At 45.9% G+C, this 24,161-nt stretch carries 21 protein-coding genes; 12 read left to right on the forward strand and 9 right to left on the reverse strand.

All coding sequences use genetic code 11. From position 1 onward, the window contains the following. Positions 1-107 precede the first annotated feature (107 nt). The 7 genes from ACRRSY_RS10260 (at position 108) to codA (ending at position 7,526) form a co-directional block, all read left to right on the forward strand. Positions 108-950, forward strand: a complete 843-nt coding sequence (locus tag ACRRSY_RS10260; protein ID WP_432463114.1) for a TOBE domain-containing protein — start codon at positions 108-110, stop codon at positions 948-950. A gap of 21 nt (positions 951-971) precedes the next feature. Next, positions 972-1,751, forward strand: coding sequence for a molybdate ABC transporter substrate-binding protein (gene modA / locus ACRRSY_RS10265; protein ID WP_432463115.1), 780 nt, complete (start codon positions 972-974; stop codon positions 1,749-1,751). A 59-nt stretch (positions 1,752-1,810) separates the two neighbouring features. Beyond that, complete coding sequence (gene modB, locus ACRRSY_RS10270) at positions 1,811-2,485, forward strand: molybdate ABC transporter permease subunit (protein WP_432452927.1); 675 nt, start codon at positions 1,811-1,813, stop codon at positions 2,483-2,485. After that, the gene (gene modC, locus ACRRSY_RS10275; protein WP_432463116.1) at positions 2,482-3,558 is read left to right on the forward strand and encodes a molybdenum ABC transporter ATP-binding protein; all 1,077 of its coding nucleotides are present in this window, start codon (positions 2,482-2,484) and stop codon (positions 3,556-3,558) included. Before modB ends, modC begins: the two co-directional genes overlap by 4 nt. A 273-nt stretch (positions 3,559-3,831) precedes the next feature. Continuing rightward, entirely contained in the window at positions 3,832-5,088 is a 1,257-nt protein-coding gene (gene codB / locus ACRRSY_RS10280; RefSeq protein ID WP_432463117.1) for a cytosine permease, read from the forward strand. Between the two features lies 1 nt (position 5,089). Continuing rightward, a complete protein-coding gene (locus ACRRSY_RS10285; protein ID WP_432452931.1) occupies positions 5,090-6,274 on the forward strand; it encodes a PucR family transcriptional regulator in 1,185 nt (394 codons plus the stop codon). A gap of 7 nt (positions 6,275-6,281) precedes the next feature. Further along, on the forward strand, positions 6,282-7,526 hold the full coding sequence (gene codA / locus ACRRSY_RS10290; RefSeq protein ID WP_432459490.1) for a cytosine deaminase: 1,245 nt from the start codon (positions 6,282-6,284) through the stop codon (positions 7,524-7,526). Between the two features lie 121 nt (positions 7,527-7,647). On the opposite strand, the gene ACRRSY_RS10295 is transcribed toward codA, so the two are convergent. After that, positions 7,648-8,871, reverse strand: a complete 1,224-nt coding sequence (locus tag ACRRSY_RS10295; RefSeq protein ID WP_432463118.1) for a DEAD/DEAH box helicase — start codon at positions 8,869-8,871, stop codon at positions 7,648-7,650. Between the two features lie 253 nt (positions 8,872-9,124). Here ACRRSY_RS10295 and ACRRSY_RS10300 point away from each other — a divergent pair, with 253 nt between their 5' ends. Further along, positions 9,125-9,457 carry a hypothetical protein gene (locus tag ACRRSY_RS10300; protein ID WP_432452934.1) on the forward strand — a complete coding sequence of 111 codons (333 nt, stop codon included), beginning with the start codon at positions 9,125-9,127 and terminating at the stop codon, positions 9,455-9,457. 95 nt (positions 9,458-9,552) lie between these two features. After that, positions 9,553-10,086 carry a nucleotidyltransferase family protein gene (locus tag ACRRSY_RS10305; protein ID WP_432463119.1) on the forward strand — a complete coding sequence of 178 codons (534 nt, stop codon included), beginning with the start codon at positions 9,553-9,555 and terminating at the stop codon, positions 10,084-10,086. Positions 10,087-10,156: 70 nt separating this feature from the next. On the opposite strand, the gene ACRRSY_RS10310 is transcribed toward ACRRSY_RS10305, so the two are convergent. The 3 genes from ACRRSY_RS10310 to ACRRSY_RS10320 all read right to left on the reverse strand — a co-directional run bounded on the left by ACRRSY_RS10310 (position 10,157) and on the right by ACRRSY_RS10320 (position 12,724). Further along, positions 10,157-10,819 carry a dihydrodipicolinate reductase C-terminal domain-containing protein gene (locus tag ACRRSY_RS10310; protein WP_432463120.1) on the reverse strand — a complete coding sequence of 221 codons (663 nt, stop codon included), beginning with the start codon at positions 10,817-10,819 and terminating at the stop codon, positions 10,157-10,159. A 232-nt stretch (positions 10,820-11,051) separates the two neighbouring features. Beyond that, a complete protein-coding gene (locus ACRRSY_RS10315; protein ID WP_432452938.1) occupies positions 11,052-11,813 on the reverse strand; it encodes a transporter substrate-binding domain-containing protein in 762 nt (253 codons plus the stop codon). A gap of 146 nt (positions 11,814-11,959) precedes the next feature. After that, positions 11,960-12,724 carry a sulfite exporter TauE/SafE family protein gene (locus ACRRSY_RS10320; RefSeq protein WP_432452940.1) on the reverse strand — a complete coding sequence of 255 codons (765 nt, stop codon included), beginning with the start codon at positions 12,722-12,724 and terminating at the stop codon, positions 11,960-11,962. A gap of 163 nt (positions 12,725-12,887) precedes the next feature. On the opposite strand from ACRRSY_RS10320, the gene ACRRSY_RS10325 reads away from it, so the two are divergent. Further along, entirely contained in the window at positions 12,888-13,685 is a 798-nt protein-coding gene (locus ACRRSY_RS10325; RefSeq protein ID WP_432452941.1) for a metallophosphoesterase family protein, read from the forward strand. On the opposite strand, the gene mepA is transcribed toward ACRRSY_RS10325, so the two are convergent. Further along, a complete protein-coding gene (mepA, locus tag ACRRSY_RS10330; RefSeq protein ID WP_432452943.1) occupies positions 13,652-14,500 on the reverse strand; it encodes a penicillin-insensitive murein endopeptidase in 849 nt (282 codons plus the stop codon). The genes ACRRSY_RS10325 and mepA overlap by 34 nt on opposite strands. Before the next feature lie 413 nt (positions 14,501-14,913). Here mepA and ACRRSY_RS10335 point away from each other — a divergent pair, with 413 nt between their 5' ends. Both ACRRSY_RS10335 and ACRRSY_RS10340 read left to right on the forward strand, forming a co-directional pair. Beyond that, positions 14,914-15,840: a dienelactone hydrolase family protein gene (locus ACRRSY_RS10335; protein WP_432463121.1), complete on the forward strand. Its 927-nt coding sequence runs from the start codon at positions 14,914-14,916 to the stop codon at positions 15,838-15,840. Between the two features lie 1,279 nt (positions 15,841-17,119). Next, positions 17,120-17,839: a FadR/GntR family transcriptional regulator gene (locus tag ACRRSY_RS10340; RefSeq protein ID WP_432452946.1), complete on the forward strand. Its 720-nt coding sequence runs from the start codon at positions 17,120-17,122 to the stop codon at positions 17,837-17,839. A 226-nt stretch (positions 17,840-18,065) separates the two neighbouring features. Here ACRRSY_RS10340 and ACRRSY_RS10345 read toward each other — a convergent pair whose 3' ends face one another. The 4 genes from ACRRSY_RS10345 to imuA form a co-directional block, all read right to left on the reverse strand. Then, a complete protein-coding gene (locus ACRRSY_RS10345) occupies positions 18,066-18,713 on the reverse strand; it encodes a CDP-alcohol phosphatidyltransferase family protein (RefSeq protein ID WP_432452947.1) in 648 nt (215 codons plus the stop codon). Between the two features lie 25 nt (positions 18,714-18,738). Next, complete coding sequence (locus ACRRSY_RS10350; protein WP_432463122.1) at positions 18,739-21,798, reverse strand: error-prone DNA polymerase; 3,060 nt, start codon at positions 21,796-21,798, stop codon at positions 18,739-18,741. Positions 21,799-22,035: 237 nt separating this feature from the next. After that, the gene (locus tag ACRRSY_RS10355; RefSeq protein WP_432452949.1) at positions 22,036-23,418 is read right to left on the reverse strand and encodes a Y-family DNA polymerase; all 1,383 of its coding nucleotides are present in this window, start codon (positions 23,416-23,418) and stop codon (positions 22,036-22,038) included. Between the two features lie 27 nt (positions 23,419-23,445). Further along, positions 23,446-24,072 carry a translesion DNA synthesis-associated protein ImuA gene (gene imuA, locus ACRRSY_RS10360; protein WP_432452950.1) on the reverse strand — a complete coding sequence of 209 codons (627 nt, stop codon included), beginning with the start codon at positions 24,070-24,072 and terminating at the stop codon, positions 23,446-23,448. Positions 24,073-24,161: the final 89 nt, after the last annotated feature.

Consider the following 24,161-nt stretch of genomic DNA (forward strand, 5'->3'; position numbering starts at 1 on the left):
TTGCAGTAAAACGCTAGAAGAGTCTTGAGCGGTGATTCGCTTCATCCAAAAGACTTTGGTTTACAGCATGAAAATATGTTTAACACTAGCGTTATATAGGTGAAACTATGACGGAATCAACAAAGTCAGTCATCACCCAACCCTTGTTGGGGAAAATAAAACTGTGTAGTGAGTTAGGGCCTTTTCTCAGTGATAGCCGGATCCGTTTATTGGATGGCATTCAACAGCACGGCTCATTAAGTGCGGCGGCTCGCGCCTTACCCATGTCCTATAAGGCTGCCTGGGATGCCTTAGATGCAATGAATAACCTGTCTGAGAAGGCTTTGGTGATTAAGCAAAGCGGCGGTAAGAATGGGGGGGGAAGTGTACTAACCGAATATGCCAAGCGCTTAATCGCCTTACATAAGGCGCTAGAGTTAGAATACCAGCAGGCCTTCGAGCAACTTAAACCGCAGCTGAGTCAACCTCTGAAAATTAGCAATCACGAAGTGGCACACTTTCGTCAATTGATGCGTCGCTTGAGCTTTCGCAGCAGCGCACGTAACCAATTATTTGGTCAGGTAGAAGCGATTCAGCTGGGGCAAGTTAATTCGGTGATAAAAATAGCCGTATCGGAGCATTTAACTGTCACTGCCATGTTGAGCTGTGAGTCCATGGAGTGTTTAGGTTTGGCGCTGAGCTCAGAAGTGCTGTGTTTAATTAAAGCGCCGCAGCTGATGCTCTATCAAGGTGAAGGACTTAAGGTGGCGGCTGACAATCAGTTTACGGGACGGGTATCGCGAGTTATTCGTGGGGCGGTGTGCGACGACATTAGTATTGAGTTAGCCGACCAAAAAACGCTTGCTGCAATGGTTCCTAGTGAAAGTGCAGCGAATTTAGATTTAACCGAAAATACTGAGATTAAGCTATGTTTCTCTGCGTCTTCGGTCATTGTTTGTTGTTATGGATAAGTCGTCAACGGAGCTTTCATCATGAAATATAATATGAGCATTTTTAAAACAATGACCTTGGTTTTTAGTTTTTTGTTAGGTCAAACAGTCGCCTTTGGGGCGTATGCCGAAGGCTTAAAAGTGGCGGTTGCTGGCAATTTTTATAAGCCGCTACTACAAATCGCGGCGCAGTATCATCAAGATACGGGTCATCGGCTGCTTATTTCCACCGGTTCTACCGGCAAACTGTATGCGCAAATTCGTAATGGGGCGCCCTTTGAGTTTTTTATGGCGGCCGATCAAGTTCGACCGAGTCAGCTGGTTGCCGAGGGGATGGCGCTGGCCGACAGCCAATTTACCTATGCCCAAGGACGTTTAGTGTTGTGGTCGAATCAAAATAACTTGGTGGATCAACAAGGCAAGGTATTAAACAATTTTCAGTTACCTTATCTGGCGATAAGTAATCCCAAAACCGCCCCCTACGGCGCTGCGTCGGTGACTGTATTGAAAAACTTGGGATTATATCAACAATTACAGCCTAAATTGGTGGAAGGTCAATCGGTAGGACAAACCTTTCAGCAAGTGAGTTCAGGGGCTGCGCCTTTAGGTTTTGTGGCGCTTTCTCAGGTATATGTTGATGGTGAAATCAGCCATGGTTCGGCGTGGATTGTACCAAGTGACTTATATCAAGCGATCAAACAAGATGCGGTGATCCTTAAAAAAGGCGAGGGGAATCCTCAGGCCAAAGCGTTTTTAAGCTACCTACAAACACCACCCATTCAAGCCTTAATTAAAAGTTTTGGTTATCAAGTGAATGAGTAAGTAGAAATGAGCCTTGTCGCTCGAAAATGTTGGTATTTCTAAATGAAGGATAGTTGTCGATGACTGATTTTTCGGTGGTGTGGTTAACCTTGAAGTTAGCCGCCGTAGTCACCCTCATTTTGCTATTGTTGGCGACGCCCTTGGCATGGTGGATGGCACAAACCCGTTCGCGTTTCAAACCCATTGTGGGTGCCTTGTTCGCCTTGCCTTTGGTATTGCCGCCGACGGTGTTGGGATTTTACTTATTACTTGCTTTGGGGCCTAATGGCACGGTTGGCAAGTTGTTTAATGCTCTCGGTTGGGGCAGTTTACCGTTTACCTTTACCGGTATTGTGATTGCCTGTGTGATTCACACTTTTCCGTTTGTGGTGCAACCGCTGCAAAATGCCTTTGAAGCGATAGGGAAGCGGCCTTTGGAAGTTGCTGCAACCCTACGTGCCGGACCGATTGCCAGTTTCTGGCAAGTGGCTTTTCCGCTGGCCCGTCCAGGTGTATTTGCCGCCGCCATTCTGGGATTTTGTCACACCATCGGTGAATTTGGCGTGGTGTTGATGATTGGTGGGAATATCGCTGGGCAAACGCGCGTAATGTCGATAGAAATTTATAATCATGTGGAAGCCTTAGAATACAGCCAGGCCCATTGGTTAGCTGGTGGCATGTTGGCTTTCTCTTTTATCGCTTTGCTCTTAATTTACAGTCTTAATGATGCCGCGCGGCGGAGGGTCATGGCATGACACAAATACAAGTTCGTTTTGTGGCCGATCGCGGCGACTTTTGTTTAGATGTCAATATGACGTTTCCCAGCCAAGGAGTGACCGTATTATTTGGGCCCTCGGGATCGGGCAAAACCACCTGTTTACGTGCCATGGCGGGGTTAGAGCGACTACCTCAGAGTTACTTTGCAGTGAATGGAGAAGTCTGGCAGGATCATCAAACGGGACAATTTGTGCCGACTTATCAACGTGACATCGCTTACGTTTTTCAAGAAGCCAGCTTATTTCCTCATCTGAACGTGCAACAAAATCTGCTCTTTGGTTATAAACGTTTGTCTGCAGATAAACAGAAGTTGGACATTGGCGAAGTCTCTGCGCTGTTAGGCATTACCGAACTCTTGCAACGTCACCCTCGAGCGCTATCGGGGGGCGAGCGACAACGGGTGGCTATCGCAAGAGCCTTGCTCACCTCTCCCAAGTTATTGTTAATGGATGAACCCTTATCGGCCCTCGATCTCAGTTTAAAACAAGAGATCATGCCTTATTTAGAGCGTTTACATCAACAGCTGGCGATCCCCATCGTTTACGTTAGTCATTCGCTGGATGAAGTCGCGCGTTTAGCCGACCATGTGGTGGTTCTCAATCAGGGCAGGGTAGTGCTGCAAGGGCGCCTCGAAGAAGTGATGCTGAATGAATTATCTGGTCCACTATTTAGCGGCCAAACTAATACCTTGCTTACAGGGCGGGTGGTCGCGAATCATGAGCATGGTTTAACTCAATTGACGGTGAATGGCTTAGCTTTTTATTTAGTCGGGCAAAACTGGCAGCCTGGAGAAACGGTGCGCTGTCGGATCAACGCTCGCGATGTCAGCATTTGTCGAGTGAAGCCGCAGCAAAGTTCAATTTTAAATGTGTTTCCTGCCGAAGTGCAGAGCATTCATCCGGGGCTAAGAGCGGGAGAGTGTTTGGTGAAAGCAAAACTGAGTTCTTCACAGCTCGTTCAAGCGTTGATTTCGGAATATTCAGTGGCGCACTTACAATTGAAACTCCAGCAGCAAGTTTGGTTGCAAATTAAATCAGTGGCTATTTTGTAGCTTGCCAAGCTAGCGCTGGCTGATAAGGAAACCACCATCGATGCACACTTTTTGGGCAAATTTGGTTTGAATTGGTGCTTGGCGGGGTGCTGCACGCCTGACTTCATTGTTCCGTTGAGTATCGTTAGTCCTTCCTTTGTGCATTTGGTATATTTTCTTTGCTTGGCTTTGCTCGCCGTGCACAGTTTTTAATATTTGGATTTAGGCACTACTTATGGCACAGCTCTTGATACTTATTCGCTGAAGGGATCACTTATATTCAGGAGATACAGCATGAGTCAAACAAACGATTTTCCTTTATCAGCTGTGCCAGATGACCAACGAAAAGGTCTTTGGTCGATGGCCTCAGTTTTACTCGGTTTTACTTTTTTCACCGCAACGATGTGGGCTGGTGGTAGCTTAGGTGCTGCATTTTCCTTCTCCCAGTTGCTGGTTATTATTGTGGTTGGTAATCTGCTGTTAGGCGCCTACGCCGCAGGGCTAGCCTATGTCGCCTATAAAACTGGACTAAACTCGGTGCTATTAGGACGATATTGCTTTGGTTTGAAGGGCAGTATGTTGTCAGATTTTGTCTTGGGTTTCACTCAAGTGGGTTGGTATGCCTGGGGCACTGCGACTATTGCGATCGTATTGGTTAAATTACTGGCTTTGCCAGAGAGTTTGACCATTCCTTTGATGGTGGTATTTGGTTTTGGTTTTTGTATCACCGCCACTATTGGTTATAAAGGCATTGAGTTATTGTCTAAGGTGTCGGTACCTGCCATGTTGGTGTTTATCGCACTGTCTTTGTATCAAGGCTTGATTGATGTCGGCGGCTTGAGCGAGCTGATTGCGGTTGAACCCACTCAGGCGATGCCGATTGCCGCTGCGATTACCATGGTATTTGGTACTTTTGTGAGTGGCGGTACCCAGGCGACCAACTGGAGTCGCTTCTCCAAGAGTGGCAAGATCGCAGTGTACACCACACTGGCTGCGTTTTTTGTGGGCAACGGTTTAATGGTATTTGTTGGCGCCTTTGGCACCTTAATTTATCAGCAGGCGGATGTGGTGGATGTATTGGTGGCGCAAGGCTTTATGCTGGTGGCAATATTGATGTTGTTTACTAATATTTGGACCACTCAAGATAACACGATTTACAATTTTGCTGCTGCGGGGTGCAACTTATTGCGAACAGATAAACGTCGCTTAGTCACTGTAGGTGGTGCCGCCATTGGTACTTTGCTGGCTATATTTGGGATGTATAATCTATTGATCCCTTTCTTGATCCTGTTAGGAACCTTTATTCCACCGATTGGTGCGATTATCATGACTGATTTTTGGGTGAAGTATAAGGCTGCGCCACCCGCCTTGGAGCAGGTTAATTTACCGCAATTTAATCTACAAGGCTTAGCCGCCTATGTCGTGGGTTCGGCTGCTGCCTATTTCTCTCCATGGATTGCGCCTTTGGTGGGGATTGTGGTGGCAAGCGCCTTCTATAGTCTGTTGGTGTTTATTGCTTCGGCTCAACCGAGCCTTGCTAAAGAAGCTTAATGTGGCCTTAAAAGTTAGTGAGATCACCGCTATCGCCGGATTGGAAGCCTTTGTTCTTCGAGCCGGTGCTGGTGGTGCAGACAATTCAGTTCGTTGGCCCTATGTGGCAGAAAACCTCGAGGTAGGTCCTTGGCTACTCGGCGGTGAGTTGATTTTTGTTACCGGGATCAATTTGCAACGCAGTGTTGAAGATTATCAGCAGCTAATCGTAGAGGCTCAAGCTAAGTACGCGGCAGGTATTGTGATTTTGACCGGCTCGGAATTTATTCCTATGATCCCTGAGGCAGTATTGGCCTTTGCCGAACAACGTGATTTTCCGTTGTTTGAGCAACCCTATAGTTTGCCGATGGTGAAGGTCACCGAGCTTATTTGTAATCGGATTATTCAAGCCGATCTGGCCGAACATTCTCTGCGTTGGTTTTTAAGCCATGTGATCGAGTCCCCTCGAAAACTACCCGCTTTAGCTCGGCAACGGGCCAACAGTCTTGAACTTGATTTGCACCAGCCACTGTTAGTGGCGTTGGTGCTGCCCATGGTGAGCGATGATGTCGACTTAAGTGCTTGGGCCTTTAGCTTGAACCGTCAACTGGAAGCTTATCCCCATCGGTTGCCGATTTTAGAGTATCAAGATGGCTGGTATCTGTTTCTGGCAAATCCTGAGGGCTTGAACCACGAACAACAAATTCACTTGTGGAGCGAACTTGCGACACAGTTAGCGGCGGCTCATCTTAATTGTGCTTTAGGGGTGAGTGCGAGTCCTCAGGGGATAATTCATTTAGGTTTGGCGGCGCAGCAAGCCAAACAAGCTGCTCAATTTGCCCGTAATAGTGCGCGCCAAACGGTGTTGCATTATGCCGATCTCGGTATCAATCAAATTTTTTCTGCGGTGGACAATCATGAGTTGTTAGCCGATTTTTGCCGCCAGCAGCTGGGTCCTTTGTTTGCCAATCGAGAGCCGCAGGCGAAACTTTTAAAACACACGCTGGCAGTTTATTTTGAAAACCTATGTAGCGCCCGACAAACGGCGCAAAGTTTAGGTATTCATCGCAATACCCTGCAGCATCGTCTGCAAAAGTTTGAAAGCTTAAGCCAGCGGCAACTAAACAATGCGCAACAGCGTTTAGCGCTACAAAATGCGCTGATGATGGAAGCCTTGATTTTAGATGAGAACAATCACTATGGATGATCATCCGATGAAAATTATTAATGCTCGGCTACGTGGCCAAGAATCGCTATTTAGTATCAGCATTCGTGATGGTTGCTTTAGCCAAATAGAGCAACAACAAAGTACCCTAGCGATCAGTGCAGGTAGTTATGATGCTAAGGGAAATCTTTGCTGCGCCCCCTTCGTTGAACCACATATTCACCTCGATGCAGCCCTCACGGCAGGGCAACCCAATTGGAATATGAGCGGAACGTTATTTGAGGGGATCGAACGTTGGGCCGAGCGCAAACCGATGTTAAGTGCCGAAGATGTTGAGCAAAGGGTGCTTAAAACAGTCGAACTGTTGGTGGCCAATGGCGTGCAGTATATTCGTACCCATGTGGATGTTACCGATCCGCAGTTAGTGGCGCTAAAAGCGATTGCTAAGCTCAAGTCTCGTCTTCAAGATAAGATATTGTTGCAAATCGTGGCGTTTCCTCAGGAAGGTATTTGGTCTTATCCTAACGGTCGCGAGTTAATGCTACAGGCGTTGGAAGAGGGCGCCGACGTGATTGGTGGGATCCCGCACTTTGAATTTACTCGTGAATACGGGGTGGAATCGATGCGTTGGGTGATAGAGTTGGCGCAGCAAACCGGTAAATTGGTCGATGTGCATTGTGATGAAATTGATGACGATGCGGCGCGTTTTCTGGAGGTTCTCGCCACCGCCGCCTTGGAAGCCAATATAGGACCACGGGTAACCGCCAGTCATACCACTGCCATGCATTCCTATAATAACGCCTATTGCTCCAAGCTGTTTCGCTTACTAAAAATGTCGAAAATCAATTTTGTTTCTTGTCCAACCGAGAGCATTCATTTACAAGGTCGTTTCGACAGCTACCCTAAGCGGCGTGGTATCACTCGGGTTAAAGAACTACGTGAAGCCGGTTTAAATGTATGTTTTGCCCAAGACTCCATCCAAGATCCTTGGTATACCCTTGGCAACGGTAAGCTGTTACGGGTATTGGACTCGGGGATCCACAGCTGCCATATGATGGGCTACAGTGAACTTCAAAACTGTTTAGATTTGATCACTGATAATGGTGCAAGAACCCTACAGGTAGAAGATGAATACGGTATTGAGCTGGGCAAACCAGCAAATTTCATCGTATTAGAAGGTGGGAATGATGTCGAGGTCTTGCAAAAGCAAGGCGAGGTATTGTTGTCGGTGCGCCAAGGTCAGATCCTAATTGAGCGCAAACCTGCCGAGCTGCTGCAATCACCGATTTTTTGAAGCTGTGGTTTAGAGACCGTGTTGGTCACTAGACGCTGTCGTTTGCAATCACCGAGCTACAAAAAGGCCTTGTCAGTGACAAGGCCTTTTGCAATATTTAGTTTGTGATTGGCTCGCGGGTTTAGTGGCTGACTTTGTTTCTTGGCTTGTAATGCCCCGAACCCTTGTTTGATTTGGGCCGATAATTCAGGATAGAAATTGGCACTTCTTTTTTCGGCTCTAAGCCTTCAACGACCCGGCGTTCTATCAGCTGACCGAGGCGACTCTCAATCGAGCAAAGGTTTCTAAAGTCATCTTTTGAGACAAAAGAGATCGCTTCGCCAACAGCGCCAGCCCGGCCGGTTCTGCCGATGCGATGAATATAGTCGTCGGCTTGATCGGGCAGATCATAATTGACCACACGGCTTAATTCATCGATGTCGATGCCGCGCGCTGCAATACCAGTAGCCACCACAAACTGGACTTCACCGGATTTAAAATCGGCGAGTAACTTACTACGTGAGGCCTGGCTTCGGCCGCTATGAAAGGCTTCGGCTTGAATGCCACGCTTCTCCAATTGGCTCACCAGTTTGGCCGAGCCATGTTTGGTTTGAATAAAGATCAGCGCCTGTTGCCAGTTGTTATCAACGATCATCTGGCTGAGTAATGCCGACTTTTTGTCTTTGTCGACGGTAATTAACCATTGCTCGATTTTAGGGCTGTTATCCGAAGACGACGCTACATTGATTTCCAGCGGATTTTCGATAGTCGTTTTGGCTAAGCGCTTAATTTGTGGAGATAAAGTTGCCGAAAACAACAGACTTTGACGCTGCTCGGGCAGGCGCTGCAAAATTTTCTCAAGGTCGTCGATGAAGCCCATATCCAGCATTCGGTCGGCTTCATCGAGCACCAAAGTATCAAGTTGGTCGAAGTGCAGGGCTCGTTGATGGATCATATCCAGCAGGCGCCCCGGGGTTGCGACCAGAATATCTACGCCGTAGATTAGGGCTTGTTTCTGTGGTTCTGCGTCAACACCGCCAACCATTGCCAGTGAGCTGATTTCTAAATGTTTTGCGTAATGGCCAATATTCTCTTCAACCTGAACCGCCAGTTCACGGGTGGGGGTAAGGATCAGCACCCGAATCCGTTTACCGCGCAGGGGCGTTTGCGCTTTACTTAGTTTTTGCAAAATGGGCAATACAAAGCTGGCCGTTTTGCCGGTGCCGGTTTGCGCCGCGGCGAGCAGGTTTTTACCCGCTAAAATAGCCGGAATGGCCTGTTGCTGAATGGGCGTGGGCTGTTGATATGCACGCTCGCTCAAAGCTTGTAAGATCGGCGTACTTAATCCAAGTTTAGAAAATGGCATGAAGGGTCTCAGATGACGAACAATAGGGCCGCGATTAAGGCAAATAGCACTAAGCGCAGATAAGCTTGCGATTGTAGCACGAAGCGCGCGCTTTGCTTAGCGGGGCTAATCCTCACGATATAAATACTCAGTTTAGAGAGATATTGCGAATCGTGCAGGGGATTATGTTCTTAGCCTCGATAAGGATGCTTAGTGGCGCGGTTAACTATTTTTTTATAAAATTAATTTTCTTTTAATATCAAGGACGTTGTAAATGAATTATTTTGTTAAAAGCATTATTTCTTTGGCTGTTTTGTCTTTTTCTTCTTGGAATGCTCAAGCTCAGTGCGTTATGAACGAACAAGGGTATGTCGATATCGCAGGTTACTATGTTTGTACTGGGTATTGTCAGGTTTATGGTGGTGCCACTTATGTGACTCAGAATGCTGATAAAATTGTTTTGATAAATGAAAAAAGTCAAACGGCAACCGGAGAAATCGATCACTTGGGCGGTAATTCAACTGATTGGGGAGTAACATTTGAAATTACTAACAATTGTAAGCAAATTGTATTTTCTAATTCTACCATTTGGTTGAAAAATAAATAATTAGTCTTGTTGGTTGCGTTTTGTTTTAGCATCTCAGTCGTGAATACAGAAAGTAATCAGTTGTTATTCGTTAATATGTGAATACTTAGGTTCAAATGGAAACTATCATCCAGCTGCTGCAAAACGATCGGCAACGTTTGCAGGCACTTGACTGTGTTCACCGACTTGGCTTGCCTCAGGGGTATTTAGCGGCCGGTTTTGTGCGTAATATGGTTTGGGATCATCTGCATCATAAACCAGTTGCTACGCCTCTCAATGATGTGGATGTGATTTACTTTGATGCCGAGGAGACGGATCCAGAAAGGCAGCTGAAACTAGAAGCTAAGCTTAGATCTTACATGCCCCAGCTTCACTGGCAGGTGCGCAACCAAGCCCGGATGCACCTGCGTAATCATGATCGACCGTACTTAAGTACTTTGGATGCAATGAGTTTTTGGCCGGAAAAAGAAACAGCGGTGGCGATCCGTAAAACTTCTCAAGGCTATGAGTGTGTTTCGGCCTTTGGCTTTGAGTCGTTATTTCAATTGAACATTACCCATAATCCTAAGCGGTCGCGTGAAGTCTTTGAGCAGCGAATACAGGCCAAAGCGTGGTTGGCGCAGTGGCCTAAGCTAACGATTGAGGGGTAATTGGACACCGGTTTTGAAATACCACGCTGATCTTTCGAGTTGAGCTTTATAGCTTTGGTTTACTCGTTATTTACAGCCATTCTTTTTCGATCAGTTCATGAATGGTATATAGGCGCTGCTCCAATTGGTGGTTCTCAATAGCGTGTATGACTTTTAAAACCCCCGATGCATAGGGGGAATCACCGTACACCCGCGATTCCAAGGAGATGCTGCATGAACTATCTTGAATCGTTATTTGATGGACTGCGTGTCTGGATAAATGTTCCGAAGGAACTCCGCATAAGTGTTGCTGCTGTTCTGGATCTCTGATGGAGTGAATGTCCTCAACAGACAGGTCGAATGCATTCGCTAAATAAACTGCAGTGCCCGGCACCGAGGTTTTTTCTGACTGATGCGATTCACTTAGTTGGATGTTATATTGTTGGAATTGTTGTCCGTGGTTTGAAATCATATGCATGAATTTGAGCATCAATATATTGATATTCGGACAGACTACTGCGCTAAAGTCGATAGCTATCTCCTCTATCTGCGATCCTGTTGAAAGCTCAACCAACACCGAATTTGTATTTCGGCAATAGGTCATGATTTCTTCGAGTTCTCTGCCTGAACCCGCATGTACAATAATCGCCGGGTTGTTGTTCGCTCTTTCGTGCCAAGCCTTCACTTGGTTAAACTGCAATTGACTGAGTAGCTCGTTTGCTAGTTTTCCATTCCCAACTACAAAAACATTCATATGATTTATATTGCCTATTTAATAAGGGATTACGCCGTTATCCGTTCTTGAAAATATTAGATCTGAATTTCTCGCTTAGTGTATAAAAAGCCGTGTCATGATTGATCCAGCTCCGCTCGAATGATGTTTGTGCTCTTAACTTACATCAACCAGTTAGGTGAACGTTTGGATGACAAGGCTCACCGCTTCATCGATGCTTAATGAAGCGGTGATTTTGAATTTTAATCAGCACTTATTTTAATGAGTTTTTCTTCATTAAATCCTGGTCGATCCCTTTTAGTTTCATCTCATCCATGATGAAGTTAACAGTATTCAGCAGACGTTGTTCACCATCTGGGATCAGGTAACCAAATTGACTTTTGGTGAATGGATTGTCTTCGCGCACCGCTTCTAGTTTTTTATTAATCACTTGATAATAAAGAGCTTCAGGTGTTTCGGTTACCATCACGTCGATTTTCCCCGCTTCTAGAGCTTTAGGGACGTCTAGGTTGTTATCAAAGCGTACCAAAGTGGCTTTACTCAGGTATTTTTCGGCAAATTTTTCGTTGGTTCCACCAATATTTATCCCAACTTTAACTTCTGGACGGTTTACTTCTTCTAAGGTATCAAATAGAGAACCGCGTCCCTGAGCGACTAAGAAGCACTTGCCAAAAGTCATGTAACCTTGACTTTGTTCTGCGGCCATTTGACGAGAGATACGACGTGTAATGCCGCCCATAGCGATGTCATACTGGTTTTCATCTAAGCCCAACAGTAGGTTTTTCCAGGTGGTTTGAACAAATTTAACTTCTACGCCCATTTCATGGGCCAAGTGTTTTGCGACGTCGATGTCGTAACCTTTGAACGTTGCGCCATCGTAAAAAGAGAAAGGCTTGTAATCACCAGTGGTACCGACGGTGATGTAGCCTTGTTTTTGAATGTCTTGTAAACGGTCTGCTTGGGAGGCTGCGCTGAACAAAAGGCTAACAGCTGTAATGAATGTGACTAGTTTCATAAATAGGAATATCCGTATAGTTGCGTTTATGTGTGTTGTATTAAGCCGAAAATTGAATTTCTCCGGTCTTTTTAGTTCGACGATATGAGTAAGTTTTATACAAGTGATATCAGCCTCACCATAGAGAGGGTGAAAGCATTCTAGTTCTAAGTCAATATCACGCTGAATATCATTTTTAGGGCGAGTCCAGTTAACAATGCTTTAATTAGCCATATGAGTCGCTGATTTCCGACCAGCCTGCGCATTTTGGTCCCTAAATAAGAGCCGAGTACCGAACCAAGCACCATGCTTATCAGTAAGTTAAGATGCTCAGTGTAGCTAAAGCCGATAAAGCCAAATACCAATATTTTAAGTAAATGACTAATCGTCATAAACATTGAACTGGTAGCAATCAGTTGGTTATGGTCGCTCAGCTTTTTGGCTAACACGCTGGTACCGATAGGGCCAGTTGCACCCACGACTAAACCCAATCCGGTTTGCAGGACACCAATCAGGTAATAACTCTCATATCGATTGATGAGGCGAGAAAACTTGCTGCTCCATAAGTTCAACACAATGTAGGAGCCTATAAGCGCAGGAATATATTTGCTGGGTAGATGGCTTAGTAGCAAGCCAAATAAACCAACGCCGAGGATTGAGCCAATTAAAAACGGGACGATGAGCGGCCACTGTACGTGCTTGAGCGAAAATAAACTTCGTGAGATATTGCTGGCGAGTTGTGTGACCCCATGAATGGGAATGATGGTACTTGGACTTAGGTATAAAGGCAGTACGGCAATCAATAACATGCCACCACCAAAGCCAAATATGGCGGCAATCAATGATGTAACTAAGGCGCTTAAGCCCAAAATAGACTCTGTTGACAAATGCTTAGCTTCTCTTTTTTGGGTTTGTTTGATGATACTAATCATTAATCCATTGCTCGTACAAGCTTCAGGTTTATCGCAATGACAATACTTTGCTGGTTAACTCTAGTGAATTTCTGATATAAATCTGTTACTTCATAGGCTTGCGGTAAAAACTTACCGGCAATCCCAGTTCGTCCATTAGGTTTAAGACACGGACGGGTATTGTTTGACTCGAGTTATTGAAGCGACCAAGTTGAATTTTAAAGAGGATGAGTTGATGCGAATTGCGGTATTGTCAGATATCCACAGCAATCTGTACGCACTTGAGGCGGTGGTGGCAGATATTGAGAGCCGAGGGGTTGATGTGGTGGTCAATCTAGGTGATATTTTATATGGACCGATTGCGCCTCGGGCGACTTACGAGCGCCTGAGGGAACTTGATTTTGTGACGATTTGTGGAAATCAAGATCGCCAGATTTATCAAGCAAGTGCTGCTGATTGCGCGACGAACCCAACGATGCAGTTTATTTTAGACGACTTAGGGCCTGAGCCACTCCAGTGGATGCAGCAGCTTCCTTTTGATCTGCAATTGAACGAGCAGGTTTATTTGTGTCATGCAAGCCCTGGGGATGACTTGATCTACCTCGTAGATGACGTGAGTCAAGGCTTTGCCCAGCTACGTTCAGAGCATGAAATATTAGCTTTACTCGAAGGGCAAACATCACCGTTAATTTTATGCGGTCATAGCCATACGCCAAGGGTGGTGAACATCGGGGAGCAGCAATTGCTGGTGAACCCCGGCAGTGTCGGCTTACAAGCTTATCGAGATGATTGGCCCAATTCACATGTGATGGAAAATTTTAGCCCGCATGCACGTTATGCCATTGTAGAGTTGACGGCGCAAGGTTGGACAGTGGCGCAATATCAGGTTGCCTACGATATACAAAAAGCTGTTGCACTGGCGGAGCTGCGCGGTCGCGATGATTGGGCCTATGCTTTGGTTTCGGGTCGAGCAAGTAATTGAGCGCATGGGGCTGGTAAGTCTACTTTAGGTTTGGGCTTTGCTGGGGGAGTGTTACGCAGAGTTGCTGGTTGCGTCAGTTGTTGTTTCCACCAAACCAGATCTTGACAGCCATTGCCTTCAGCTAAGGCCGTTTGTTCTTGGCACAGTGGTTGATCGATAGGGCAGTGAAGCCTGATGTGCATATGTTTGGTATGCCCCCACCAAGGTCGAATTTTAGCCAACCAGCGTTGTTTGGCTTGAGTGTGAGTGCAGAGCTGCTGTTTGATGACCGGATTAACGAAGATCCTCGCGACTCGCGGGTCTTGCGCGGCAATTTTTAGCATTTGCTGATGCGTACTTGACCAAGCAGATTCAAGTCGGAAGTTTTTTGAGTCAACTAAGTTGATAGGCCTAAGGTTTGTCTGTTGGGATGGCGTGAGTTTGTCCGTGGTGGTTTTAAACCAAATATCCACATCTAAGCCGATTTGATGACTACGATGACCATGACTAAATGGTCCGCCTCGCGGCATTGACATATCGGCAATGAGAATATTCTGCAGGCCCTTAGCTTTTAGCGTTTTGGCATAGTCTTGAATAAATCCGAGTAAGCTTGGATGACCATAATTGCGTCGACGTTCGGGGTAAACCACCCGATAGCCTTCACCGGTGAGCGCTAAGGGCTGGCCTCCGGCTAGACAACCTTGGTTATAGGCGCCTATGGCATTAGGGCTCCCATGTGAGGGGCTATTGATCTGCTCCCAAGGGTGACTGGCTGCCATCACGGAAACATTGACCATAACACTCAAGCTAATTACCAGTTTGAATCGCTCCAGCATATTGACTTGATTTCCTTTATTAGCGGTTGGTTCGCAAAGTTTAGCGCACTTAGCTAAGCGCGTACGGTATTGTTTATCGCAAACCATTTGATTTGATGGTTGAGGGATCTCTCGTGATAGTTTGCGCTTATTGCTTAGATCATTTATGTTGATATTTGGTTGGTAATTTGTAGCCAATGTGTTGTCTGATTTGTTGTGAAGCTGATCGTTGTGGTATGGGAGTACTTCAAGCCACTCTGTTTTGGGTGAAGGACAAGCAACATGCTTGGCGTTTATTAATGATTGCCGTTTGGGCAATCGATTGATGCTGAACCAGAGTAACGATTGTTGGTAAATGGAGATGCCGCAGCTCAGAAGCAACTGTGTGAGCCGTCGCATTGGATGCAAATTTATTTTTACGTGAGGGTATGATAGTGGCTCAATCTAATCAGTTTTCTAGCACAGCAGCAAGTATCGATGCTCAGTCTTACGCGATTCCCCAAGAGGCTTTTGACTGGTATGACGAATATGCACATGGCTTGATTGACCGGCGAACCTTTCTGGCGCGTTTGGCAAAGCTGACCGCTTTGGGTTTTTCTATGGCGATGTTGTCTTCGGCTCTACTTCCTAATTATGCCTTGGCTGAGCAGGTGTCGTTTAATGATCCCGAGATTAAAGCCGAGTATGTCTTGTTTGATTCACCAATGGGACATGGTGAAGGGCGAGGTTATCTGGTCACACCGAAGAATGCCGACAAACCGCTGCCGGTGATCTTAGTGATCCATGAAAACCGGGGCTTAAATCCTTATATTAAAGACGTTGCGCGGCGCTTAGCCAAGGCTGGCTATATTGCATTTGCACCCGATGCATTGCATACATTAGGCGGCTATCCGGGGAATGATGATCAAGGGTGTAGTATGCAAAAGTCCCTTGATAAAGGTAAAATTGAACAAGACTTTTTGGCCGCCGCCGTTTTTTTGAAGGAACATCCCGCCAGTAACGGCAAGTTGGGCGCGGTTGGTTTTTGTTTTGGTGGTTATGTGGTGAATATGCTAGCAGCAAGAATGGCCAAGCAGCTGAATGCAGGCGTACCATTTTACGGAACGCCATCCGCGAAAGAGCTTCGGTCAAATATTAAAGCGCCCTTGTTGATCCACCTGGCTGAGTTAGATAAACGGGTGAATGCTACCTGGCCCGATTATGAACAAGATCTGCTGGCGAACAAGGTTGCTTACCAGATGCATATGTATCAGGGGGCCAATCATGGTTTTCATAATGACTCCACTGGCCGTTATGACGAGCTGCAGGCCGAACTCGCCTGGAGTCGCACGCTAGACTTTTTTAAACAGCAATTGGGATAAAAACTTGAAGGCGCAACCTTGCTTGTGTTTGTGCCTTCTATTTGTCGCTACCGAAAAATACTTGCTTATTTTTCGGTAGCGAGGGTGTTGATCGGTTGTTAGTTTAGCTTCATCCGAACTGATTACAGAGCAGCAAAACCAATGTTTGAGCTAAGCTTTCAGTTTCAGCAGAAGTATAACGCAATGAATCGCCGTGACACCCAGTATGAAGGGGGTAATACCACTTTTTGTCGGTCAAGTTGTCGCGTCTATCAAGCTATGCTAGATGAATTCGGCGTGTGGCGATATTTAACAAGCGACAATCGGTAACTAATTCAGCTGTCTATAATGGTTGTCAGTCACTCAGTGGCTTTCACCAGTAATATCGTCTTTTGTTTGGTAAAGCCCCTTACTCAATACATCATCAGGTGGTGATTCATATGACTCGTTTTTTATGTCATTTGGGCCGATGTACGCCTGCGCTTCGCAATGAGGTTTATGTTTATTGGTGTTTACCGCTCGGAAGATGCTTGAAACCGAGTTGAAGGGCTTCGCCAAATGCTTGAAGGCGCTTTAGATAAGCCGAGTAGCGAACTTGGCCAGCAGCTATGACGAGGTCGACAAGTGATACCTTATGGAGAAACCCGGAGTGATCAGCAACAAGCGGAGTATTTTATGATGCCAAAAGCGTGTCGAGCTGTTGCGGCCGCGAATGGCTAAAATAGAGTGAGTATTATCATACCTTGTCATTGGGTGAGCGGTGTTAAAGAGTTGCTCACTGGTTATACCGGGGTTTTTATCGAGAGTATTGGTCACTGCAGTACCAACAGGCCATCCTCAATATGGATTGAACTCCGCCATAAATTAATATTAACTTATTGTATTGCATATTGAGGGTGGGCTTTGGCTTCAAGTTGCTTTAATGGCTGATTGTGATTCACAGATAAGCAATGGCCAAACCCATTAAACACTCACCCGATGGCAATTTTCTTAGATTAAGTGAAGAGAGTTATACCCGAAATAGGGCGTACTGATGATTTTAAAATTGGCTGTCAAATTAAACTTAATCATCATACAAGTAAGCTGATCTGTTACCAATTTTCGTAAAATTACGACTACGATTTGTGGATTCGGATTCACAAGTGTATTGAAAAAAATACAGTATTATCAAATTATTAAATCATTACCTATAGAGAAAAAATAAAATCATGCTACCGTAGTGACGCTTTAGTCATTATAGATGAGCGAGCTGTTTTCATATTTATTTTGGATTAAATCATAGGAAAGTATAAGGATCCCTATGGCTAGTGAATTTTCAACGATCGAAGGTGCTGCTCGGAGTTTGCACTTACAAGTGGCAAGAGAAGTTGCTAAAAGTATTTTATCGGGAGCACTTGCGCAACATAGTATTATTCCATCCGAGATGGAGTTGTGTGAACAGTTTGCGGTGAGTCGAACGGCCTTGCGAGAAGCGATTAAACATCTTAGCTCCAAAGGCTTATTGGAGTCGCGACCTAAGATTGGGACTCGAGTTAGAGCTCGAGAACACTGGAATATGCTCGATCCTCAGTTATTGAGTTGGATGTCTGGCCTGGGAATGCAACAGCAAGCAATGGATGAATTTATTGCTTTACGCCAAGCTATTGAACCACAAGCTGCGGCTTTGGCTGCAAAGAATGCCACGTCCCAGCAACGTAGTGCATTAACTGAAGCTTTTTTACAAATGTCGGCGGTCGCTAAAAAACAAGATTGGTCTGAATGGGTCGAGGCGGACTTGCGTTTTCATCGTTTAATCTATTTGGCGACCGGAAACTGCTTCTTTATTCCTTTCGCGAATGTCTTACAGGTGATGTACGTACATTACTTTAAATATGCTTCTCAGGATGGTCATACTTGTATGCCTGAACATACGGCTATTTATCAATCGATTATGGCTGGTGATGCAGAGCAAGCTCGACAGGCAAACCTTGCTTTATTAGCTTTGGGCCCACAGCAGTTGGCAAAAGGTGCTGTGGCTTAATCCTGGTGCTTATCTCAGGTCTTTATTGTAGATAGAGACCAATTCTCGTCTTTAGGAAATGGCGTAACCTTTCTCTATTTTGGGTTACGCTGAGCGTTCTGTCATAAAAGCGATTCTCAGGATCTTTCTTGTTCTTTGGTTTCGCCCATTCACTGTGATGTTTCAGCCTATAGGGATATGACAATTCAACAAAATAGACGGTAAACAAGCATAAACCGAGGCGTTTCTAGTCACCTGCCTTTGGAGTTTCTGGCCCTTGATTTGGTGAATCAATAAAAGTGGCCTTGGCTGCTAAGACCCGAGTTAATGTGGTGATGAAACACAGAGCTGCAAAACCTAGGGCCAAGGTGGGGAAATGCTCCGGATATATGCAAAAAATCAGGAATAAAGCGATGGTTTCACTACCTTCGGTGAGTCCTCCCAAGTAATATAAGGACTTGTGTGGATATACCGTATTCTCTATATCTCTTTTGGCGGCCATAATGGCAAAAGTGAGGAAACTTGAGCCAGTACCCATAAAAGTCCAGATGAGTACATTGGCTGCAATGGAATTTTGCTCAGGAGCGGCCAGAGCAAATCCCAAAACGACACCAGAGTAAAAGATAAAATCACAGACAATATCAAGGTAGCCGCCAAAATCGCTACAACCTTGACGCCTTGCCAATGCGCCGTCTAAACCATCGAATATACGGTTGAGTATGATCAAGCCTAAGGCCCAATCATAGTGTTGAAAGGCCAACATAGGAATGGCTGCTAAGCCGAGCACAAATCCGCTGAGGGTGATTTGGTTGGCATTCAAACCCGCCTTATCTAAATGCTTGGCGACGTAGTCCAGTGGTGCTTTAATCAGTTTTACGGCGTAGCGATCTAACATAGATATCCTATTGTTCAGCCTTCATTTAACGAAAGTCGCGGGAGTGGATCGATAAATCGGCCAATAGCCATGAGCAATCCTCTAACTTTCCGGCGATAATATGCAATACATTATCACAGCGTTCTAAGCGCCCTGTCACTTTAAGTAAGCGAGATGAAATAAGCGCTTTACGCTGAGCTTTGGCGGTTGCTGGCCAGACTATCACATTGCTATTACCAGTTTCATCCTCTAGGGTGACGAAGGTGACATCGGCCGTTGCCCCTGGGCGTTGACGTCCTACCACTAAACCAACGACGGTAACTAATTGACCGTGTTGGCAGCCTTGTAATTGCAATTGTGACAAACAATTTTTTAGGGCTTGGTGTTCGCGCAACAGCTGCAGAGGATGGTGGCGTAAACTCAGGTTAGTCGTGAGATAATCTTGGGTGATATCTTCAATTTCACTCGGGACAGGCAGTTGCACTTTTGCCTCAGAGGGCATTGCAAATAGCGGTAGATCTGGCTCGATACCACTCATTTTCCAACGTGTTTGATGGCGATGACCGGCAAGACCCGCGAAAGCATCGGCTGAAGCTAAGGCGTTTAAACTACTTTGGTCTAAGCAGGCGGTGATTTGCGCCAGATGAGTGAAGCCTTGAGCGGGGCGCTGTTGTAGCAAGCGATTGATCTTATGTCGATTTAACCCTTTGATTTGTTTTAAGCCTAAGCGGATCGCTCCCTTAGCTGCGCTTTGGTAATCTAGGTGATGCTCCCAAGCGCTGTGGTTAATGTCGATTGCTAAGATGCTAACCCCATGGCGTTGAATATCTTGTATCAGTTGACTAGGACTATAAAATCCCATTGGTTGGCTATTGAGCAATGCACAGCAAAAGGCGGCGGGTTCGTGACACTTTAACCAAGAAGAAATGTAAACCAACAGAGCAAAGCTGGCGGCATGAGACTCCGGAAAACCATATTCACCAAAGCCCAATATTTGTGAGAATAAGCGTTCGGCAAAATCGAGTTGATAGCCGCGACTAAGCATACCGTTGATTAATTTATCTTTAAAATAGCGGAGCTTACCATTACGTTTCCAAGCGGCCATCGCGCGACGTAATTGATCGGCTTCGCCGCCACTAAATCCGGCCGCGACCATCGCTAATTTGATGACTTGTTCTTGGAAAATTGGGATCCCGAGGGTTCGACTTAATACCGATTCGACCTCTGGGCTAGGATAGCTAACGGCTTCTTCTCCGTGACGTCGTCGTAGGTAAGGATGCACCATATCGCCTTGGATGGGGCCGGGACGTACGATGGCGACTTCGATCACTAAGTCGTAATAGCTTCTGGGCTTTAAACGCGGCAACATACTCATTTGTGCTCGCGACTCGATTTGAAAAATCCCAATGCTGTCGCCACTACATAACATATCGTAGGTGCAAGGGTCGTTCTGTGGAATGTCGCTCAGGCTAATACGGCGCTGTTCCCGTTCACTCAAACTCCTCAGACAGCGGCGGATCGCGCTTAGCATGCCAAGCGCGAGAATATCTACTTTCATTAAATGTAGTGCTTCTAAATCATTCTTATCCCACTGAATAATCGTGCGTTCGGCCATGGCAGCATTTTCAATCGGCACTAAGTCACAAAGTTGCCCTTGCGCGATAACAAATCCCCCGACGTGTTGCGAAAGGTGGCGCGGAAAGCCCCGTAATTGTTCCACTAATTCGGCAAAGTGATGTACGTGAGCGGCGGGTAGTGAGCCAGATTTAATAATCTTTTCACGGGTGTTGGAACTTTTATCGCGCCAGTCGATATGATGGTTGAGACTATGCAGAATATGTGCAGGGATCGCTAAGGCTTTGCCGATGTCATTGATGGCGCTACGGGTTCGGTAGGTCACAATGCTGGCAGCAAGAGCCGCGCGGTCACGACCATATTTTTGGTAGATATATTGGATCACTTCTTCACGGCGTTGGTGCTCAAAATCAACATCAATGTCGGGTGGCTCATCTCGCTCTTTGGAGATAAAGCGTTCAAATAATAAACCTGCTTGCTGGGGATGAACTTCGGTAATATATAAACAGTAACAGACCACCGAATTAGCGGCTGAGCCTCGCCCTTGGCACAGGATCTGTTGTTTCCGTGCGTAATCGACGATGTCATAAATGGTTAAAAAGTAATGCTCGTAGTTGAGTTCGCTAATTAAGGCTAATTCGTGGTCAATCTGTTGACGGATCTCGTCCGCTAAGGTTTTACCAAAACGTTTTTTTGCCCCCCGTTCTACGAGTATTCGTAAGTAGTCTTGGGCAGTGTAACCCTTTGGAACACAGTCTTTTGGGTATTGGTAACGAAGCTCATTTAAACTGAATTGACATTGTTCTGCCAATTCACTGCTTAGTGCTAGTTCTTCTGCTCGGTAACGCTGCTGTAGTTGTGGCCATCTTAAAAGGCGGCGTTCGGCATTGGGGGAGAGTAAAAATCCAGCCTGTTGTACACAGGTATGGTGGCGGATCGCATCGAGCACATCGGCCAGCTTTTTCCGCTTGGCGAGATGCATGCGAGGATTCATGGAGGCAACACAGCGAACTTGGTTAGATTTTGCTAAGTGGCGGTAGTCATTAAGCTGTTGACTGGTTTCGGTTAAATCATTGTGCAATAGCAGATATAGCGGTTGTTTTCGGACTGTTTGTAGCTGGTGAAGCTGGGCTGTCGTTAGTTGTGGCGTAGCTTTTATGAGCAGTATGCAGTTGTCTAAGTCTTTTTCAAACTGACTCAAGTTGAGTTGGTAGTGACCCTTATGACTATTTTTTCTAGCTGCTGTAATCAAGCGACAAAGCTGTTGATAGCCTTGTAGATCTTTGGCAAGCAACACGATTTGGCATTGTTCCTGACAAGTAAATTGGCTACCAATGAGCAGTTTGATCCCGAGTTGAGTCGCTTGTTGGTGGGCGCGTACAACACCACTTAAGCTACATTCGTCGGTGATGGCAATCGCTTGATATTGATATTGCTGGGCCTGTTCGACCAACTCCTCAGGGTGGGACGCGCCATATAAAAAACTAAAGTTACTCTGAGCATTGAGTTCGGCAAAAGGAATCGTATTCATCTTACTGCTTGTCTATTTCTGGTAATGATGGGACCGCAGCTTGTATGAGGCCGAGTCTGTGTGATGGCGTCATAGATAAGCCGCTAAAATAAACGAGGTCTGTTGATAAGCGCATTTGGAAAGCGGGGCTAAATACATTTTCTTCCTCATTGAGAATAGAGAGTGATAGCTGCGGCATTAAGCCGCTTTTTCTGCGACTAAGTACTTGATTAAAAATCATTAGTTAAGTGCAACAGCCTAGCCAAACCAACCATGTAAAAACCATTGCTGATTCTCTTGGCATATCCAAGCAAGCGCCTCATGCTGACTTTTCGCCAAATAATAATCGCGGTTAATTTGGTGCTCATCCCACCATCCGCTGGCAATACGTTCTGGAGCTGAGAGCAGCTTATAATGCACAATATTGATTGGTTTAAGCTGGGGCAGTAACCAGCATGGTCGAGGAAAGTTACTCGGATAACTAAGTGCAGAGGTATGTTCTAAGGGTTGATATTGGCTGGCTAGTTCAGGCCGATAATCAGCTCGACAGCTTAAACGATGGATCCGTTGGCTACCTAAACGGATGTTGAGTTGATCAAATAACAGATCATCGAGTTGAGTTTGGTCTTGGTCAAATAGCCCATTGCTCGAATGATTTAAAGGGTAGAGCGCTTCGCTACTGAGGTTAAACTCGAGCAACGCCGCTGGTAATCTCAGAGTCTCTAGTTTCAGCTGAAATAAGGCAAACCAGTCGTGACGACTTTGTAGCATACGGGCACTGCGTAACAGGAGCCTTTGTTTGGCCTTATCACGAAAACATAATTCAAGGACGATTTCATTACAGCAATACTGGCGTTCTCTTAGCCAGTGTTGTAAATGTTGGCAAGCTTGCTTCAAAGGAAACATTAAAGCTTGAGTGGTGTTGATTTCACTCAGCAGTGGAAACATTTGCTGGTAACGGTCTTGTGCTTGAATAAAAGCGAGCGGGTATGGCTGTTTACCTCGCGCCTGATCTAAGCTTTTTAGGCTTTGTTCTCCTAAACGTTTTCGCAGTTCTGGGCGAGGTAATGCGCAAAGCTGTTTAAATGTGTAAAGCCCCATGGCTTGTAAGCTGGCAATTTGTGTTTTTGGCAAATCACAGGCGCTTAGTGGTAGAGCGTCGAGTGTTTCGACCCCTCTATAGGGTGCTTGTTTATGCTTTGAGCAAACCAGCCAGCGAGCAGCGAGCGCGGTGTTGGCCCAGGCCAGTCGAAAGCTTAAGCCTTGTTGTTGATAGATGATGCTTAGTTGTTGAGCATGAGTCTGGGGGGTGGGATAAATACTCTGCATGCCAGAACCATTAATAAATAGGCCATAATCTGGGTGCAGGGCGACTTGCGCAGCATAGCTTAAAGCTTGTTGGGCTAAGTTTTGAAACAAATCATCAGTAACTTGCGTTTGTTGTTCATAGAGATGGAGCTGTGGTGCCAGCTGATAGGCGGTATTGAGCGAACAGCCAAAGTAGAGCCCTAGCTGATGCGCTGCCTTGTTGAACTGAGAGAGTTGTTGCTTATGGTGAATAGCTAAGGCTTCGGAGAGCGAATGTTCGCGCTGTAGCAAGTCCAGCGCGAGTTGTGGGAAATCAAGGTAAATCCAATACATGCTTTAGTCACATTGAGTGCTTTGCTATTAAACTCGACGAGGAATATGTTGCCCGTAGAGCGGAGCTGCGCCGCGTCGTTTTAATAGCTGGTAGCTGATTTGGTCAGTATTTCTATTGGGATGTAGTGCAATGCGAACACTAGCGCTGGAGCTTTGTTGTTGTTGCTGCAAAGGTCTAAATAAATAACTGAGACAGTCGCCTTGTTCGGCAGCTAGTTGCAAGCGGCGACTGGCTTTTAAATCTAAATGATCAACCCAGCCTAACACGGCGCTGCAACAGCCACTTTTAAGGGCTTGTTCAATGGTCCAGATAATATCGCTGCACTGTTCTGGGCGGATCACAATCACCTTACTTATATCAATGTTGTGTTGTTGCAGTGCTGGGGCATTTGGCATGAACGGAGGCGCCACCCATATGATCCATTGTGATTTTTTACTTAATTTAGCCAGGGCCGGTAACAGCAGTTGTAGTTCCCCAATACCTTGTTGTTCATAGAGGACTTCTGTCATTGCGCCTTGTGGCCAACCTTGGCCTGGGAGCTGTTGATCAAGCTGTTCAAAGCCGCTTGCTTGCACCGTTAGCTGGCTGCGATGCCATTGCTTACCTTGCCAAACTTTGTTGTTCTGTAGCAGTTGATTGATTTGTTGTGCCATTGTTCGCTCCATGCTCTCAGTCGATGCCAAATTTAACGGCCTTACAATTACTGTATGGATATACAGTAGTGTTAATTTTATGCATTTGC

This window comes from Agarivorans sp. QJM3NY_33, from assembly GCF_050870865.2.
GTDB lineage: Bacteria > Pseudomonadota > Gammaproteobacteria > Enterobacterales > Celerinatantimonadaceae > Agarivorans.